Origin of the sequence: Luteibacter sp. E-22 (assembly GCF_049913125.1) — a bacterium.
Taxonomy (GTDB): domain Bacteria; phylum Pseudomonadota; class Gammaproteobacteria; order Xanthomonadales; family Rhodanobacteraceae; genus Luteibacter.
In genome coordinates, this window is the sequence record NZ_CP183975.1 from 2,433,425 (window position 1) to 2,450,551 (window position 17,127).

Annotated in this window: 14 protein-coding genes; 8 read left to right on the forward strand and 6 right to left on the reverse strand. The window is 66.7% G+C overall.

Annotated features, from left to right (window positions below; all coding sequences use genetic code 11):
- Positions 1–25: 25 nt before the first annotated feature.
- Positions 26–1,786, reverse strand: coding sequence for an arginine--tRNA ligase (gene argS / locus ACN9M2_RS10895; RefSeq protein ID WP_426284763.1), 1,761 nt, complete (start codon positions 1,784–1,786; stop codon positions 26–28).
- Positions 1,787–1,889: 103 nt separating this feature from the next.
- Between argS and ACN9M2_RS10900 the strand changes: the two genes are divergently transcribed.
- Positions 1,890–3,194, forward strand: coding sequence for an NAD(P)/FAD-dependent oxidoreductase (locus ACN9M2_RS10900; RefSeq protein ID WP_426284764.1), 1,305 nt, complete (start codon positions 1,890–1,892; stop codon positions 3,192–3,194).
- 184 nt (positions 3,195–3,378) lie between these two features.
- A complete protein-coding gene (locus tag ACN9M2_RS10905) occupies positions 3,379–4,428 on the forward strand; it encodes a GGDEF domain-containing protein (RefSeq protein ID WP_426284765.1) in 1,050 nt (349 codons plus the stop codon).
- Positions 4,429–4,449: 21 nt separating this feature from the next.
- Here ACN9M2_RS10905 and ACN9M2_RS10910 read toward each other — a convergent pair whose 3' ends face one another.
- From ACN9M2_RS10910 to ACN9M2_RS10920, 3 genes are all read right to left on the reverse strand, one after another.
- Positions 4,450–5,313, reverse strand: a complete 864-nt coding sequence (locus ACN9M2_RS10910) for an aldo/keto reductase (protein WP_426284766.1) — start codon at positions 5,311–5,313, stop codon at positions 4,450–4,452.
- Positions 5,314–5,387: 74 nt separating this feature from the next.
- Positions 5,388–7,676 (reverse strand): ATP-binding protein, encoded by a 2,289-nt coding sequence (locus ACN9M2_RS10915; RefSeq protein ID WP_426284767.1) that lies wholly within the window; start codon positions 7,674–7,676, stop codon positions 5,388–5,390.
- A complete protein-coding gene (locus ACN9M2_RS10920; RefSeq protein WP_426284768.1) occupies positions 7,673–8,290 on the reverse strand; it encodes a response regulator in 618 nt (205 codons plus the stop codon). The genes ACN9M2_RS10915 and ACN9M2_RS10920 overlap by 4 nt, the downstream gene beginning before the upstream one ends.
- Positions 8,291–8,652: 362 nt before the next feature.
- Between ACN9M2_RS10920 and tviB the strand changes: the two genes are divergently transcribed.
- From tviB to ACN9M2_RS10940, 4 genes are all read left to right on the forward strand, one after another.
- The gene (gene tviB / locus ACN9M2_RS10925) at positions 8,653–9,921 is read left to right on the forward strand and encodes a Vi polysaccharide biosynthesis UDP-N-acetylglucosamine C-6 dehydrogenase TviB (protein ID WP_426287901.1); all 1,269 of its coding nucleotides are present in this window, start codon (positions 8,653–8,655) and stop codon (positions 9,919–9,921) included.
- 16 nt (positions 9,922–9,937) lie between these two features.
- Complete coding sequence (locus tag ACN9M2_RS10930; RefSeq protein WP_426284769.1) at positions 9,938–10,948, forward strand: NAD-dependent epimerase; 1,011 nt, start codon at positions 9,938–9,940, stop codon at positions 10,946–10,948.
- Between the two features lie 30 nt (positions 10,949–10,978).
- Complete coding sequence (locus ACN9M2_RS10935) at positions 10,979–12,622, forward strand: GMC oxidoreductase (RefSeq protein ID WP_426284771.1); 1,644 nt, start codon at positions 10,979–10,981, stop codon at positions 12,620–12,622.
- Positions 12,623–12,773: 151 nt separating this feature from the next.
- Complete coding sequence (locus ACN9M2_RS10940) at positions 12,774–14,174, forward strand: TIGR03013 family XrtA/PEP-CTERM system glycosyltransferase (protein WP_426284772.1); 1,401 nt, start codon at positions 12,774–12,776, stop codon at positions 14,172–14,174.
- Positions 14,175–14,203: 29 nt separating this feature from the next.
- Here the strand turns inward: ACN9M2_RS10940 and ACN9M2_RS10945 are convergent, their stop codons facing one another.
- Positions 14,204–14,884 (reverse strand): J domain-containing protein, encoded by a 681-nt coding sequence (locus ACN9M2_RS10945; RefSeq protein WP_426284773.1) that lies wholly within the window; start codon positions 14,882–14,884, stop codon positions 14,204–14,206.
- A gap of 110 nt (positions 14,885–14,994) precedes the next feature.
- Between ACN9M2_RS10945 and ACN9M2_RS10950 the strand changes: the two genes are divergently transcribed.
- Positions 14,995–15,717: a hypothetical protein gene (locus ACN9M2_RS10950; RefSeq protein ID WP_426284774.1), complete on the forward strand. Its 723-nt coding sequence runs from the start codon at positions 14,995–14,997 to the stop codon at positions 15,715–15,717.
- Positions 15,718–16,027: 310 nt separating this feature from the next.
- Here ACN9M2_RS10950 and ACN9M2_RS10955 read toward each other — a convergent pair whose 3' ends face one another.
- On the reverse strand, positions 16,028–16,852 hold the full coding sequence (locus ACN9M2_RS10955; RefSeq protein ID WP_426284775.1) for an autotransporter outer membrane beta-barrel domain-containing protein: 825 nt from the start codon (positions 16,850–16,852) through the stop codon (positions 16,028–16,030).
- Here ACN9M2_RS10955 and ACN9M2_RS10960 point away from each other — a divergent pair.
- The gene (locus ACN9M2_RS10960; RefSeq protein WP_426284776.1) at positions 16,812–17,099 is read left to right on the forward strand and encodes a hypothetical protein; all 288 of its coding nucleotides are present in this window, start codon (positions 16,812–16,814) and stop codon (positions 17,097–17,099) included. The two genes, ACN9M2_RS10955 and ACN9M2_RS10960, sit on opposite strands and share 41 nt — an antisense overlap.
- The last annotated feature ends 28 nt before the right edge of the window (positions 17,100–17,127 follow it).

Consider the following 17,127-nt stretch of genomic DNA (forward strand, 5'->3'; position numbering starts at 1 on the left):
GACGCCACGGCCCCTCCCCTGCCTGCTACATGCGCGGTGGGACGTCCAGGCCGAGCAGGTCCAACGATGTTTCGAGCACACGCCGGGTCAGCATGCACAAGCCTAGCCTGGAGGCACGAACGACGGGATCGGGTTCGCCGATCACGTCGCAGGCCGCGTAAAAGCGGCTGAAACGCTGTGCCACGCCGAACGCGTACTCCGCGAGGATGCCTGGCTGCAGTTCGCGTCCTGCTTCCGACACCGTGTCCGCGAAGCCAAGACACGACAGCAACAGGTCGCGCTCTTCGTCCACGACCGGCATCACCGGTCCGGATGCGAAGCTGGTTGCCTTGTCGAGCAACGAACGCAAGCGCACGCAGGCGTATTGCAGGTAGGGCCCAGTGCGCCCTTCGAACGCCACCAGGCGATCCGCGTCGAACACATAGCCGGACAGGCGATCGCCGGAGAGGTCGGCGAATTTCACCGCACCGATGCCCACTTGCCGTGCAAGCGCCCGGCGTCCGGCGTCGTCGAGGCCGGCTCCATAACCGGATTCACCGATACGTGTGGCGGCCCGTTCGACGGCTTCGTCGAGGAGGTCGGTGAGCTTGGCCACGCCGCCGTCGCGCGTCTTGAACGGCTTGCCGTCGCGGCCGTTCACGGTGCCGAAGCCCGCGTGCAGCAGCTCCACCCCAGGCGCGATGCCCGCCTTTCGCGCGGCACGGAATACCTGGGCGAAATGCAGCGCCTGACGCTGGTCGACCACATACACCACGCGTGCGAGGCCACCCATCGCGGCGCGCGCTTGCAGGGTGGCGAGGTCGGTGGTCGCATAGAGCGCGGCGCCATCGCTCTTGGCCAGCAGCAACGGCGGTATGTCGTGGCTATCGCCTGGATCGGCCACGTCCACCACCAGGGCGCCGTCACTCTGCCGTGCCACCCCCGACGCGAGCAGACGCTCGACCAGTGGCGCGATGGCATCGCGTACGTCGCTTTCCCCGTCCAGCGCGTCGAACACGATGCCCAGCTCCCGGAAGTCGGCGATCTGGGCTTCCAGGCTCAACGCACGCATGGCGTGCCACAACGCGAGCAAACCCGGATCGCCCGCTTGCAACGCCGCGGTATCCGCGCGCGCCTCGGCCATCCGCTCCGGGTCCGCCCGGCATGCCGCCGCGGCTTCCGGGTAAAGCCGCTCCAGTTCCTGCAGCGTCACCGGGGGATTCGCGGGATACGGCTGGCCCGGCGCCGGATGGAAATAAGCCAGCTCCGGCGCGCGATGGCGGATCGCGGCGCTCAGCATGCCCATCTGCAGGCCCCAGTCGCCAAGGTGCGCGTCCGCGTGCGTACGCCAGCCCGTTGCCGAATGGATGCGGCGCAGGCTCTCACCGAGCACCAGTGAGCGCAGGTGGCCCACGTGCAAGGGCTTGGCCACGTTCGGGCCACCGAAGTCCAGGATGACGAGACGGCCTCGCCCCTCATCGGCGATGCCCAGGCGTTCGTCGACGGCCATGTCGGCGGCGCACGCGGCGAGGAAGTCCGTGGACAAGCGCAGGTTGACGAAGCCGGGGCCGGCCACCTCGACAGAAGCGAAAGCCGGATCACCGCGAAGGCATGACGCGATGTCCTCGGCGATGAGCCGGGGCGCCCGTCGCAGGTCCCGCGCGCCGCCAAGCGCGCCGTTGCATTGCAAATCGCCCAGCTCGGGGCGATCGGACGGCTGTACGCGAGCCAGGTGCGCAGGCAAGCCCAGGGATTGAAAGACGACGGCGAGCTTGGCGTCGATCCGCGACACCGGTGACTGGAACATGGAATCTTCTCCAGGGAAGCTTGTTTATATGGCACGGCAGGTCTTCGCAAGCAACCAACGATTTGGCCGGTATGCTGGGTGACAAATACCTGGAGACTCGCTCATGGCCGCTTCGAAACAACCGGGCACGCATACCGTGGTCATCGTCGGCGGGGGCGCGGCAGGCATCGAACTCGCCACCCGGCTCGGCAAGCGAGGCGATCTCGACGTGGCCCTGGTCGACCGGGACCCCAGTCATTTCTGGAAGCCACGCCTGCACGAACTCGCCGCCGGCCTGCTCGGTGACGGCGAGGAAGCCGTGCCCTTCCTGGCCCACGCCCAGTCCCATGGTTATCGCTACGAACCCGGCGCCCTCAAGCGGGTGGATACCGAGGCACGTACGATCGACCTGGAGGAAGTGCGCCTGCCACAGACGGACGAGTTGATCCTGCCGCCCCGCGCGCTTTCCTACGACACGCTCGTGCTCGCCTTCGGCAGCCGCGTGAACGACTTCGGCACGCCCGGCGTGCTCGACTATTGCGACATGCTCGACAGCCCGGCGCAGGCTGTCGCGCTGCGCAGGAAGATCCTCGCGCTGGCCCTGCGCAGCGCGGGCGATCCCACCCGGCGCATCTCCATCGGCATCGTCGGCGCGGGCGCCACGGGTGTCGAGCTGGCCGCGGAACTGCACCATGCCTTCAACGACATGCACCGCTATGGGGGCCTCGATTCCGCCTCCAAGCTCGACATCACCCTCATGGACATGGCCCCGCGCGTGCTCCCCGCCGTGGACCCGCGAACCTCCGCGTCGGCGCAGCGGATACTCGAGCATATGGGCGTGGTGGTGCGCGTGGGCGTAGGCGTGAAATCCGTGGAGCGCGGTGCGTTCCACTTGTCCGACGGCAGCACGATCGACTGCGACATCCAGGTATGGGCCGCCGGCGTCACCGGCCACGACATGGTCCAGGGCCTCGGGCCCTTCCAGTTGTCCAAGGATCGACGGATCGTGGTCGATGGCGGATTGGCCGCACAAGGTGTCGACCACGTCTACGCCATCGGCGACTGCGCCTTCGCCCCCGCCACGCCCGGCGGTCCCAGCGTGCCGCCCACCGCACAGGCGGCGCACCAGCAGGCCAACTACCTGTCCCGGGCCCTGCCGCGCGCGATCCTCGGTGAACCGGTATCGCCGTTCACCTATCACGCCAAGGGCACCCTGGTATCCCTGGGCGAACGCCAGGCCACCGGCGAACTGCCGTCGGGGTCACGCGGCAAGGCACCGATCCCCATGCGCGGCTGGCTGGCGAAGATGCTCTATGTCTCCCTCCAGCACATGCATCGCGCCACCCTGCATGGATGGCCACGAGCCACCGCGCTGTGGCTGGCGGACTGGCTGCGCAATACGACGCTGCCCCCGGTCAAGCTGCATTAGGCGGGCTCGCCGTGGACTCCGACGGGCACGTGACGCGCATCACTCCCCGCGGCCGAGCTAACCGGTACCGTCCACTACCATCTTCCCCCACGGCCCGCGCCACACGGAGACCCGCCTGGACAGCACGCGCCAACCTTTGTTCGAAAGCCTCCTGCGGGCCGCTTCGCTCGTGGCGGGCGCGCCGATGACGCTTGCGGACCTGGCCGCCGCCGGCGCACAGGCTCACTTCGATGTCCGGCAAAAGACGATCCTCGCGGAATTGGCCAAGGTGGCCGAACAGGTGCTCGAACAGCGTAGCCTGGATGTCGAACGCAATGCGGAACTGGCCCGGGAGATCACCGCCGAGAGGGATCTCCGGCGTGGCGCGCAGGAATGGCAAGACATCCTGCGCAATGCGGTCGCATCGGTGGAAGCGAGCGAGCGGCGCTTTCGCCAGCTGTTCCAGTTCAGCCTCGGCCTGATCTGCACGCACGACCTGGATGGCATCCTGCTCTCGATCAATCCCGCCGCGGCGAGGTCGCTCGGCTACCCGATCAACCAGCTGATGGGGCGCCCCCTCTCCGACTTCATGCGGCCGGAGAACATGCCGCTGTTCCAGCAGTACCTTCAGCGGATCGCCGCGACGGGCAGCGACTCGGGACGCCTGGAACTGTGTGCGGCAAACGGCGACCTGCGCATCTGGGCCTACCACAACGTGCTCGACGACGATGGTGAAGAGCGCTACGTGCTCGGCCACGCGCAGGACATCACGGAACAACACCGGCAGGAACGGCAATTGCGCGAATGGTCGCTGAGCGATCCACTCACGCAGTGCTTCAATCGCCGTTACCTGGCCTACCTGGCGGAATCCTCCATGGATGAACCGCTGGGCTGCATCGCCGTGGACCTCGACCGTTTCAAGGCGGTCAACGACACCTACGGGCACCAACGCGGCGACGACGTACTGGTCGGCGTGGCGCAGTTCCTGCGCAAGCACGTCCGTCACGGCGACGCCGTGATCCGCCTGGGTGGCGACGAGTTCCTGGTCGTCATGCGCGAGGCCGACAACGATCGCCTCGCGGTCCTCGTGGAGCAATTACGCGCGAACGCGGCGGAGGCGCCGATCGCCTTCACCCTCGGCGCGGCCTTGAAGCCTCGCGGGGCGATCCTGTCGGACACGCTCGCCATGGCGGACCGCAAGCTGTACGAGGCACGCGCGGAACGTGCGGACCAGCCGTCGTTCCACGCCCGCTAGGCACTCCTCGCCCCGCCCCGGTCACTTCTTCACCGCATGCTCCAGCGCTTCGTAATCCTCTTGCGAGAGCTTCAGCGAGGCGCCCTTGACGTTTTCCTCGAGATGACCGGGACTGCCGGTGCCGGGAATCGGCAACATCACCGGTGTGCGTTTCAGCAGCCATGCCAACGCCACCTGGCCGTCGGTCGCCCCTAGCTTCTTCGCGATGGCGGACAACACCGAGCCATCCTTCGCGAGATCGCCGGCGGCCAGCGGGTACCAGGGGATGAAGCCGATGCCGTGCTTGTCCGCGTAATCCACCACCGCCTCGCTCTGGCGATTGCCGAGGTTGTACAGGTTCTGCACCGTCGCGACCTTGAAGAACTTCGAGGCGGCTTCGATTTCCTCGACGTTGACCTCGGACAGGCCCACGTGGCGGATGAGGCCTTCGTCCTGCATGTCGCGGATCACGCCGAACTGCTCGTCGCGCGGCACCTTGGCGTCGATGCGATGCAACTGCCAGAGGTCGATCCGGTCGACACCGAGGCGGCGCAAGCTCATCAGCACGCACTGGCGCAGGTACTCCGGACGGCCCAGGGGAGCCCAGATATCCGGGCCATGCCGGGTGAGGCCGCCTTTCGTCGCGATGACCATGCCCTTGTACGGATGCAGTACCTCGCGAATCAGGTCCTCGCTGACGTAGGGCCCGTAGCTGTCGGCGGTATCGATGAGGTTCACGCCCAGCGCGGGCAGCTTCGCCAGCGTGTCGCGCGCTGCCTTGGGATCGGCGGGATCGCCCCAGATGCCCTTGCCGGTAATACGCATGGCACCGAAGCCGAGGCGGTTGACCTCGAGATCGCCGCCTATCCTGAACGTGCCGCTTGCAGATGCGTTGATGCTTGTCATGCTGGACTCCGTTACTTGGGGGACGAAGGAAACCAGCATGACATGGGGGACGGTGACGGAAATTGAAAGAAACGTTACAACCCGTCCGCAATTTCCTGCAGCAAGGCGTCGATGTCGCCGCGCGGCACCGGACGTGCCTGGAGCAGCGCCTCCACGCGCTCCACGTCTTCCACCAGGGCCATCGCACCGAATACCAGGGCGGCCCCCTTGAGCCTGTGCGCCACGTGCAAGGCCGCTTCCGGATCGGCCTCTTCCATCGCCGCGCGGATGGCGGCGACGTCGCGCACGCTCTCGTCGTGGAAGGACCGCTCGGCCAGCGTCGTTCCCGGCGCACCGGCAAGGGCGTCCTTCAGGCCATCGAGCGACAGGGGCTTGCCCAGCACCGTGTCGATGCCGCTTTCCTCGCAACGCCGGATGTGGGCCTCGCCGTCGTTCGCGGAAATGGCGATGAAGCGGGTACTCGATACACCGGCGGACGCCTCACGCGCGCGCAATTCCGCGGCGATGTCGTAGCCCTGCATGTCCGGCAGCTCGCAATCCAGCAATACGCCGGCGAAGTGGCCGGGCACGAAGGCATCGATCGCCGCCTGGCCATGATCCACGGCATGGGTCTCGTAACCCAGGAACTTCAACTGTGCCGCGATGATCTGCCGGTTGGCAGGGTGATCCTCGACAAGCAATACGACGCCACTCACCGCGGGGGCCGTTTCGCCGCCGGCCGTTTCCGGCCCGTCGGCCGGGGGCGTCACGGGAACGCGGCTGGTCGGCAGCTCGATCCGGACCGCCGTACCGACACTGACATCGCTGCTCAGGTCGAGACGCCCACCGAGATGGCGCACGATTTCCGCGCAGATACCCAGGCCGAGGCCGCTGCCTCCCATGCGTGCGGAATGCACGCCATGCGCCTGTGAAAAGGGCCTGAAGAGCTGGCGCTGCCTTTCCGGCGGCACGCCGATCCCGGTATCGAACACCTCGACGATGAAGTGGCGAACATCGTCCATCGCCTCGCCGGCCGATTGCCACATGGCGATGCCGACGTGTCCGCGTTCGGTGAACTTCACCGCGTTGGACAGCAGGTTTTCCATCAGCTGGCGCAGGCGGGTCTCGTCGAGCAACAACCAGGGCAACGGGCCCATGGGCAGGTCGAGGCGCACCGCCAATCCCTTCTGCTCGATCGTTCCCCGCTGGCCTTCGATCACCTGCCGCGCCACGGCGACGGCATCGCAGGCGGCGAGGTCGGCGGTGAAACCGACGCTTTCCGAGCGGCTGTAGTCCAGCGCGCTCTTGAGAAGATTCTGAAGATTCCGGCTACTCGACTGCGCGATGGCCATCAGGTCGCGTTGTGGTCCCTCCAGCGACGTGCGCGAGAGGAGATCGATCGATGAGACCACCGCATTCACCGCGTTGCGCACCTCATGGCTCATGACCGCCAGGAGCATCGTCTTTTGCTTCTCGCCCCTGCGCGACGCCAGTTGCGCGCGCCGCAGCTGCCAGAGGGCGAAGAACAACACCAGCACGAGCGCCAGGCCCAGGCCGATCTCGACGCGGTAGGCGGAAGCCACCTGGGACAGCGTGGGAGCGCGCAGGTAGGCGGTTTCCAGCCAGCGCTCGATCACTGCCTGGTTCTCGTCCACGCTGACGCCGCGCAGGCTGTCGTCGAGGATACCCAACAGCTCCGGCGCGTCCTTGCGCACCGCCACGCGGATCGTGACCGGCATTTCGCTGACATTGCCGGCGATACGCAGGCTCAACGTGTAGTCGCGCCGGACGATGGGATGGTAGGCCACGTCCACGCCCACGGCGGCATCCGCGATGCCCGTCTCCACCGCCGCGAGCACCTGGTGGACATCGGCCAGCGGGAGGCGGGTGATCGAGGGGTGCTCCCGACGTAGCCAGGATTCGTAGACGCCGCCTCCCTTAAAGGCGATCGTGCGGCCCTCCAGCGCATGCATGTCGAGCGTCGCCGGCCCCACGGTGCGGCTGATGATGACGGTACGGCCGACGTAGAACGGCGCGGAAATCAGCGCCCGGTCGCCCACATCCGCCATGAGCAGGCGATCGCTGAGCGAGGGCAACATGTCGATGCGGCCGTCGAGGAAGGCGCGAACCGATTCCTCCCACGAGCGGGTGCGCACCGTCGTCACGCGCAGCCCGGTATGCCGCGCCACCAGTTCCAGGTACTGGCCGACCAGCGGATTGGACTGGCCATTGCTTATCTCGGAACCCTGTTGCGGATCGATCGCTATCCGTAGCTCGGGGTGCGCGGCGATCCAGCGCTTGCGCGCCTCGGCATCCGGCACCTCGCCCGCCACGACGCTCGATACGACGAGCAACGAAAGGATGAACGCGAAGGCCCGCCTCACGTCGGGCCAGCGCCGAGCGCGAGGATGTAATCCCGGAGGAGGTAAAGCTCATTGTCGGACGTGACGCGCAGCTTGCGGAACGCGGCGGACTTCTGAGTGCTGATCGTTTTCAGGCTACGGCCCGACCGCGCCGCGATCTGGCCGACGGTCAGCCCCTCGAGCAACTGCCGGATCACCTCCCATTCGCGCGGCGAAAGCGCCACCACCCCGGGCGGTTCGGCGACGTCCTGGTCGCGCGGCGGCAGGTACTCCCTGCCGGTCATGACCGCGTCGATGGCGCGGATCACTTCGTCGGGGTCCTGGCTCTTGGCGACGAATCCATCGGCACCGGCCTGGCGCAGGCTGTGGATCACCAGGCCCTGGTCATGCGCGGATACCACCAGGATCTTCATCCTCGGATAGCCCGCCCGCAGCAATTTGATCAGGGCGATGCCGTCGATGTCGTCCAGAGCGAGCGAATAGTCGATCAGGGCGACGTCCACCGGCATGGTGGCAAGCATGGCGCGGAAGCTGCGACTGCTCGCGTGACTGCCGACGACGACGATCGAGGGAGATTTCTCAAGATGTGCGATCAATCCTTTCAGGACGAGCGCATGGTCGTCCAGCAAGGCCACGCGCACAGAGCCAAAGTAGGATCGCGCGGACATGAGTGGACCAGGAAGCCATTATGTAGTCGTATGCCCACATCCGTGGGCGATTCCGGACGAACCATATCTCGGCGGGAACGCCTTGTAAACGCCAGCGCCTTGCCGATATCGGCCATTCGACCACCTCCGTAAGCCATACAGGCAAGCCAGGCCTGCATTGCTACGCTTTCGTCGCCTCCGCCAGAGGGGGATTTCCGACGTCATCGAAAGGGTAGGACTCCGGCATGGATACAACAAGCCTCAGAGGGGCCACCGGCCACGCCGATGTGACCGAACCCGTGACGAACGGGCGCCCATGGGCGGCGGCGGGCGGCTTCGTCCCCCGGCCCCTGGATACGGTGCGTATCGGCATCGTGGGCCTGGGCTATGTCGGCCTGCCGCTCGCGGTGGAGTTCGGCAAGCGCTACGCGACCCTGGGCTTCGATATCCGCCGCGAACGTGTCGAGGAGCTGCGTGGAGGCCATGACGCCACCCTGGAAGTCGATGCGGACGAGCTTGGCACGGCGGATCGCCTCCGCTTCTCCTCCGATGTCGACGAGCTGGCCGGGTGCGATGTCTACATCGTCACGGTGCCCACGCCCATCGACGACGCCCGCCGCCCGGACCTGACGCCCCTGGTCCGCGCGAGTGAAACCCTGGGCAAGGTTCTCAAACGCGGCGATGTCGTCGTCTACGAGTCCACCGTCTATCCCGGTTGTACGGAAGAAGTCTGCGTACCGATCCTGGAACGCATTTCCGGGCTGGTCTTCAACGAGGACTTCTTCGCGGGATACAGCCCGGAACGCATCAACCCGGGCGACAAGGCACATCGGGTGACGGGGATTCTCAAGGTCACGTCGGGCTCGACGCCCGCCGTCGCCGATTTCGTCGACGGCATTTATCGCTCGATCATCACCGCGGGAACGCATCGCGCCAGTTCCATGAAGGTGGCCGAAGCCGCCAAGGTGATCGAGAACACGCAACGCGATCTCAACATCGCCCTGGTCAACGACCTGGCGATCCTGTTCAACAAACTCGGCATCGACACCCTGGAAGTGCTCGAGGCCGCGGGGACGAAGTGGAACTTCCTGCCATTCCGGCCCGGGCTGGTCGGCGGCCATTGCATCAGCGTCGACCCGTACTACCTCACGCACAAGGCCCAGCAGGTGGGCCACCATCCGGATGTGATCCTCGCAGGCCGCCGCACGAACGACGGCATGGGCTCGTACATCGCGGGAGAACTGGTGCGGCTGATGGTGCGCAAGGGCATCAACCCGGTTGCCGCCCGCGTGCTGGTGCTGGGCCTGGCCTTCAAGGAAAACTGCCCGGACCTGCGCAATACGCGGGTGGTCGACATCCTCCATGCCCTGGAAGGTTATGGTGTCGCGGCCGATGTCCACGATCCCTGGGTCCGCGCCAGCGAGGCGATGCACGAATACGGTATCGATCCGGTCGCGGAGCCCGCGCATGGAGGCTACGACGCCGTGGTGGTCGCGGTGGGCCATCGTGAGTTCGTCGCCCTTGGCGCGGAGGGTATCCGTGCGTTCGGAAAGCCATTGTCCGTGGTCTACGACGTGAAGTACGTGCTGCCCCGCGATGCGGTGGACGGCAGGCTCTGACGATGCGGCGGCCCGTATGAAAATACTCGTCACGGGCACCGCCGGCTTCATCGGATATCACGTCGCGACGCGCCTGCTGGAGCGCGGCGACGAGGTGATCGGGCTGGACAACCTGTCCGACTACTACGACGTGGCCCTGAAGAAAGCGCGGTTGTCCCACTTCGAGGGCCATCCCGGTTATACCCACGTGCATGCCGACCTCGCCGACCGCGAGGCGATCGAGGCCGCGTTCGCCACGCACAAGCCCCGCCGGGTCATCAACCTGGCGGCGCAGGCGGGCGTGCGCTATGCCGCGACCAACCCGCACGTCTACGTGTCGAGCAATGTGACCGGTTTCCTCCACGTACTGGAAGGATGCCGCAGGCACGAGGTGGAACACCTCGTCTTCGCCTCGACCAGTTCGGTGTATGGCGCGAATACGCGCATGCCGTTTTCCGAGCACCAGCCCACCGAACACCCGTTGACGCTGTATGCGGCCAGCAAGAAGGCCAACGAGCAGATGGCGCACAGCTACGCCCACCTCTACGGCCTCCCCTGTACCGGCCTGCGCTTCTTCACGGTCTATGGGCCGTGGGGCCGGCCCGACATGGCGTTGTTCCTGTTCACCCGGGCCATCCTCGCCGGCGAGCCCGTCCGGGTCTTCAACCACGGCAGGCACAAGCGCAGCTTCACCTACGTCGACGACATCGTCGAGGGCGTGCTGCGCACGCTGGACCGGATACCCGCCGCCGACGCGAACTGGTCCGGGGACCGGCCCGACCCGGGCACGAGCGGGGTCGCGCCCTATCGCCTCTTCAACATCGGCAACGAGAAGCCGGTGGAGTTGCTGCGCTATATCGAAGTGCTGGAGAAATGCCTGGGACGTACGGCGCGGCTGGACATGCTGCCGCTGCAACCTGGCGACGTCCCCGACACCGAAGCGAACGTTTCCGCGCTCGTCCAGGCCACCGGCTATGCGCCGAAGATCGACGTGGCCGAAGGTGTGGCGCGCTTCGTCGCCTGGTATCGCGAATTTTACGGTGCATAGGATGCGCGCAATAAGAACGGGAGGCGCATCTTGATCGTCGACTACCTCGATGGGTCGGCACCCGCCGACCTCCAGGCCGACTTGTGCATCGTCGGTGCCGGGCCGGCCGGCATCGCCATCGCCCGTGCCTTCGCCGGAAGTTCCACCACGATCTGCCTCATCGAAGGGGGCGGTCTCGCCGGCGAGGACCGCAGCCAGTCCTTGTACGAAGGCGACTCCACCGGCGACCTCCCCTTCGATGCCGGTACCTCGCGCATGCGCGTGTTCGGTGGCAGTTGCACGCTGTGGGGCGGTGGCTGCATCCCCTTCGCCGACAGCGACCTCGAACCGCGTGACTGGGTACCCGACAGTGGCTGGCCGCTGCGTTTCGCCGAGCTTGCCCCCTGGTACGAGCGCGCCCGCGAATTCTGCCGTATCGATGCCTCGCACGGTTTCGGGCCCGGCGCGTTCGACGGCCCGCCGCCACGCCGCCCCCTCGACCTCGACGCCGGGGAACTCGCCAACTTCATCTTCGCCAGGAGCCCGATCACGTTCGGCGAAGCCTACCGTGAGGAGCTGCACCAGGCACCGAACATCACCGTGCTGCTGCATGCGAACGTCATGGAACTCGAATCCAACGCCGATGCGACCGTGGTCACCGGCGCCCGGATCGGCACGCTCGACGGTCGCCGCGGCCGCGTGCGTGCGCGGCATTACGTGTTGGCGGCGGGCGGTATCGAGAACGCGCGCATCCTCCTGCTCTCCGACAGCGTCGCGTCCAGTGGACTCGGCAACGACCGCGACCTGGTCGGCCGGTATTTCATGGACCATCCCCGGGGCACGATCGGCACGATCCGCGCGGACGAGCCCGATCGCGTCACCCGTCCGTACGAGCGCACGATCGGCAAGGTACGTGCGCCGCTCGCGCCGGAGATCGGCCTTTCCATGGAAGCCCAGCGACGCCATCGCAGCCTCAACGCGCGCGTGCATCCCTTTGCCGTGGAAGGCCAGGTGCCCCAGGGTATCCGCGCCCTGCGCGGCCTGCGCGCCACCTTGCGCCCTCCCGTGCGGACGGAGGCGACCCTGCTTGAGGCACGGCTCTGCGCCGCCCTGCAAAACGGGCCTGGTGGCGATGTGGCGACCATCCACCAGGGCCTCGCCATCAACGCGATCCGGCTCGGCCTGAACATCGGCGACGTGATCCGCGCGGTGGCGCAGAAGGTCGCGGACCGCCCGGTGGTGCGCAGCGATCGCGTCGAGCTGGTCGGCTTCTTCGAACAGGCGCCCCATCGTGACAGCCGGGTCACGCTCGGTACGGATGTCGACGGGCTGGGCCTGCGACGCGTGCGCGTGGACTGGCGCCTCAACGAACTCGACCGGCACACCTGGCGCACCATGACCCACATCGCCGGCGGCGGCCTTGCCAGGGCCTGCAATGGACGCTTCGAACCCGCGCCATGGACGTACGGCGAAGAGCCACCCGCACTTCGAGGTACCGCGCATCACATCGGCACCACGCGCATGGCCGAAGACCCGGCGCAGGGCGTGGTCGATCCGCAGGGCAAGGTGCATGGCATGGACAACCTGCATATCGCCGGCAGTTCGGTCTTCCCGACTGGCGGCTGGGCGTTCCCCACCTTCACCATCGTCGCACTCAGCCTGCGGCTCGCCGAGCAGTTGCGCGTGCTGCTGTAACAGCGGCGATACACATCGCGTCGCACGCACGCATCAGGCGGCCATTCGGCCTAGCCGTGCGCCAGCCGGAAGTGCAATCGACAGGCGCGTGGCCGCTCCATAGCCTTGAGGTACCGGCACGCGTCCATGCGTGCATCGAGGGGAACATCCGATGATCCGTCTGTTCAGGCAGCCGATCGTGCGCTGGCTCACCTTGCTGGGCACCTGCGAACTCCTGTTGCTCGCGGCCTCGCTCAACGTGGCCGTATGGATTCGCTTCGCGACCTCGCCGGAGGACCTCGCGGCGTCCACGCATTCACTGACGGCGCGGGCGGTGATGTTCGCCGCGGTCATCTTCCTGTGCATGGCCGCGCTCGGCGAATATCGCGCCACGCTGCGGATGAGCTGGCGCGGCCAACTCGCGCGGCATGCCATCGCCTTCATCCTCGGCGGTCTGGTGCTGGTCGTCGGCTACTACGTGATCCCGCAGGCCTACGTGGGCCGCGGCGTACTCGGCATGGCCCTGGTCATCGGCTTCCTGTCGACGGCGGGCTTCCGCGCGGTGTTCATGCGCCTGGTCGAAATGGAATCGCTCAAGCGACGCGTGCTCGTCCTGGGCGCCGGACAACGTGCCGCGCAGATCCACAATCGCATGCGGCGTCGTTCGGACCGTCGCGGTTTCTGCCTGTTGGGCTATGTGCGCGGAGCCAACGAGGCTGTCGCGATCCCCGAATCCCTGTTGATCGAACCGGCGGGCTCGCTCGCCGCACTGGCGCGGCGCGAGAAGCTGCACGAGATCGTGGTGGGCGTGGACGACCGCCGGGGCAGCCTGCCCATGGACGACCTGCTGGCCTGCCGCCAGCTCGGCGTGCAGATCACCGACCTGACCACGTTCGTCGAGCGCGAGGCGGGACGCGTGCAGCTGACCATGCTCGATCCTTCCTGGCTGGTGTTTTCCGGCGGCTTCAACGCCACGCCGCTGGCCTTGTTCGCCAAGCGCGGCTTCGACCTGGCGGCATCCCTGCTGATCGCCCTGCTCTGCTGGCCGGTCATGCTCGGTGTCGCCCTGGCGATTCGCATCGAATCCGGCCGTGGCCAGCCCATCCTCTATCGCCAGGAGCGCGTCGGCGAGCACGGCCGCACCTTCTGGCTGTACAAGTTCCGCAGCATGCGCACGGATGCCGAAATGGACGGCGTCGCGCGCTGGGCATCGAGCAACGACGACCGCGTGACACGGGTGGGACGCATCTGCCGAAAGCTGCGTTTCGACGAGCTGCCGCAACTGTGGAACGTGATCCGTGGCGACATGAGCATCGTCGGACCGCGCCCGGAGCGGCCGCAATTCGTTTCCGACCTGCAGAACAAGATCCGCTATTACAGCCTTCGCCACAGCATCAAGCCGGGCCTGGCCGGTTGGGCGCAACTGAGCTATCCGTACGGCGCTTCGGAAGAAGACGCCGCCGAGAAACTCAAGTACGACCTGTTCTACGTGAAGAACCACAACCTCTTCCTCGATGTCGTGATCCTCATCGAGACGGTGGAGGTCGTGCTATTCGGGCGTGGCGCACGGTGATTCCCGGCGGTACCGGCGTGACGGGCGAGCTACGACCGCGGGCGTGGCGACTCCGTGCGAAGGCGGCGCAACGGCGAGCTGTACCAGTCGACGACGACGCCCCGCTCGAAACGTATCCAGGAAGGGCCGTATTCCCAGCGACCCTCGGCACGCCGCGTGGGCTCGCCTTCGATACCGATCACCTCGTCCGGCAGCATGCCGAGGCTGAGTGCCTGCAATGCGGACGGTGCGTTCGCGACCCCGGATACCGTCGCATCCTCCGTGTCTTCCCCATCCATTTCCTGGCTTGCCTGGCTGGAAGGCCATGTCGACCATGCCACCGCGCCGATGGCCATCACGCCGAATGCGAGCCACCAGCGAGTCGCCACCGCGCGCTGCGTTGCCCGCGGTGGCGCGCTGGCTCGCGGCGCGGCCCCGGGCAACGGAACCGTCGTTTCAGGTTCGGCCGGCACCGCATCGACGGCACGTGCCGCCTGCAACGCGCCGGGCAGGCGTCCGTGCCTGCGGTGGAAATCCATCGCGGCACCGTACTGCGCCGTCAGCCTCTGCAGCCGTGCCGCCGCCAACTGGTCGGCGCGCGAGCCGCGGCGCCGGTCCGGGTGCCACATCGCCACATGGCGACGGTACGCCTGCTTGAAGTCCTCCAGCGAGCAGCCGGGGTCCAGGCGCAACTTCGCGTAGAGGTCGAGGAAGTCGGTTTCGTCCGTCACGGTGGAGCCCCCTTGCGCGGCGCGCGTGACGTATCGTCAGGCAGGCGGTCCGCACGCCGAGCGTCGCTCACGGCCATCGCGCTGACAAGTACAACTTTTGGAGAAGCGAGATGCACCGTCTTCGCGCCACCGTGGCCGCCGCGGCCTTGTTCTCGATAGCGCCCCAGGTGACGGCAAGCGATCCAACGCCTCCTTCCCTGGGCGCGCACGTGTTCCTCGGCCAAGGCGAGGGCCTGGGTATCAGTCCCGCCATGACGCCCCCGGTGGACACCCGGTCCAGGGGCAGCGTGTTCGTCGTGTTCAACGCGGGATACGCAAGCAACGATGCGTCGCCGCGCGACACCTACGACAACCGCTGGGACACGTTGGGCCGTGCGATGACCTATGCGAACTACGGTGATCGCTTCGACGTGAAAGCCTATGTCGCGCTGGACGGCAAGGGCGGAGCCAACCACTCCGTCTCCGTCATCAAGCGTGGGGAACCGCGTGGCGAGCTGTCCCTGCCCTTCGTCGAGGTACGCAACGCCAGCCGCGTGCAGGCGCTTGCCCAGTCGTACGCCGAACCGTCGCTGGTGGTCGCCAGTGGCGAGATCCATGTCGACGGCCCCGCCACGCTGCTCGCCTTCTGGTGGGGCGACGGCGGCGTCAAGCGCATGCGTGTCGTTCCCGGCGATGGTTTCCAGCTGATCGACGCCTTCGTCGAACTGCCCGACGAGAGCGGCGTGCAGGGCGCCGTGGCATGGCGTCAGGTGACCGCCGCGGGCACCTACCGCGTACATTGGACGGCCGCTCCCGTGCAGGGTGCGGCGCTCTGGCTCATCGCCATACGCTAGGGCTTGTACGAATCCGGACAGGGTGCCGGCGCGGCCGGCGTGGTGAAGCGCGCCAGCGCGGGGCATGCGTACGATAACGGACACGCCCGCCGCGAAAAGCGATGCGAAGGTGTCCGGAAACGGACGTCGGCGCCTACAACCATAGGGCTATTTTTCTCGATGCTACAAGGGGATAGCTTTGATCCTCGACACCACGAGGCCGCGGCGGGACGAGAAGGACGCCACGGACGATGCAGGAAGCACGGATGCGCAGGGATGCGCCAGGAAGCGAGGGAGGAGGACCTCGCCCGCGGCCCGCGGTGTCGACCGTTCAGAAGGTGACGCGAATGCCCACGTTGCCTGCCCAGCCGCGCATGCCATAGCCGCCGACGAAGTGCTGGTAGGTGCCTTCGCCATAGATCTGCACATGCTCGCCCAACTGGCTTGTCGCACCCGCCGCCACGCGATACGCGTTACCCACGCGGCCTGAGCCGAAGCGCTCGGCGATATCCCAGTCTTCACTGGACACATCGGCTTTCGGATCGCCGTTGCCGGTATGCGTGAGGTCGAGGCTCGCATAAGGCATGAACACGGGATTGGCCGTTCTCGCGATGCGGCCACCCAGGCGCGCACTGGTCTGTTTCGCCGTGCCAAGCTTCACCGCCAGGCCATCGCCGTCGACGAAATCGCGGAAGTCCAGGGATTGGTGCTTGAGCTGGAAGCGGGGTTCGACGGTCCATTCGTTGCCGAGCGCGAACGGCATTCCCACCTCGATCGACATGATCCAGGCGTCCGCCCGTATACGGCCCACGTCCGCGCCACGCAGGTCCGTTCCCACGTCGCCGCGGAACCGGGTGGAACCGATCACGCCGTCCACCCAGAAACCATTGCCGTGCTGCCAGGTGATCCAGCCGGACACGCCATTGGCGCGATACTTGGCGGAACTGCTGCCGTCCGCGGCCTTGGGCGTGACGCGGGTCGTGCCATGGTCGGCGGCCCAGCCCACACGCAGTGTTCCGTTGTCGCCGTCCAATGCGACCAGTCCGCCGCCCAGTTGCAACGCATTGACCTGCTGGTCGAAATCGTAGCCGTATCGTTGAAACGACAGGTTCGACGTGTACCCCACCGGCACGACGAACAAGAACATCGTCTTCATCAACTTCAACGACTCATGGGATGTCGTACGCTTCGCGGTGACATCCGCCGATCGCGAGGTCACCGTGTCGTTCAAGGATGCCGGCTTCAGCGTGATCGGCAGCATCGTGACCATTCCACCCGGTTCCGAAGAAAGGCAGACCGAGGTGAGGTGCGACGACCAGGGCCGCGGGCGCATCAAGCATGTGGAGATCCGCTCGCTCGAAGTGATCCGGCTGGATTCGTTCAAGTTCCGGTCGAAGAGATAGGTTTGGCCCGTTGCCACGATGGGCGTCC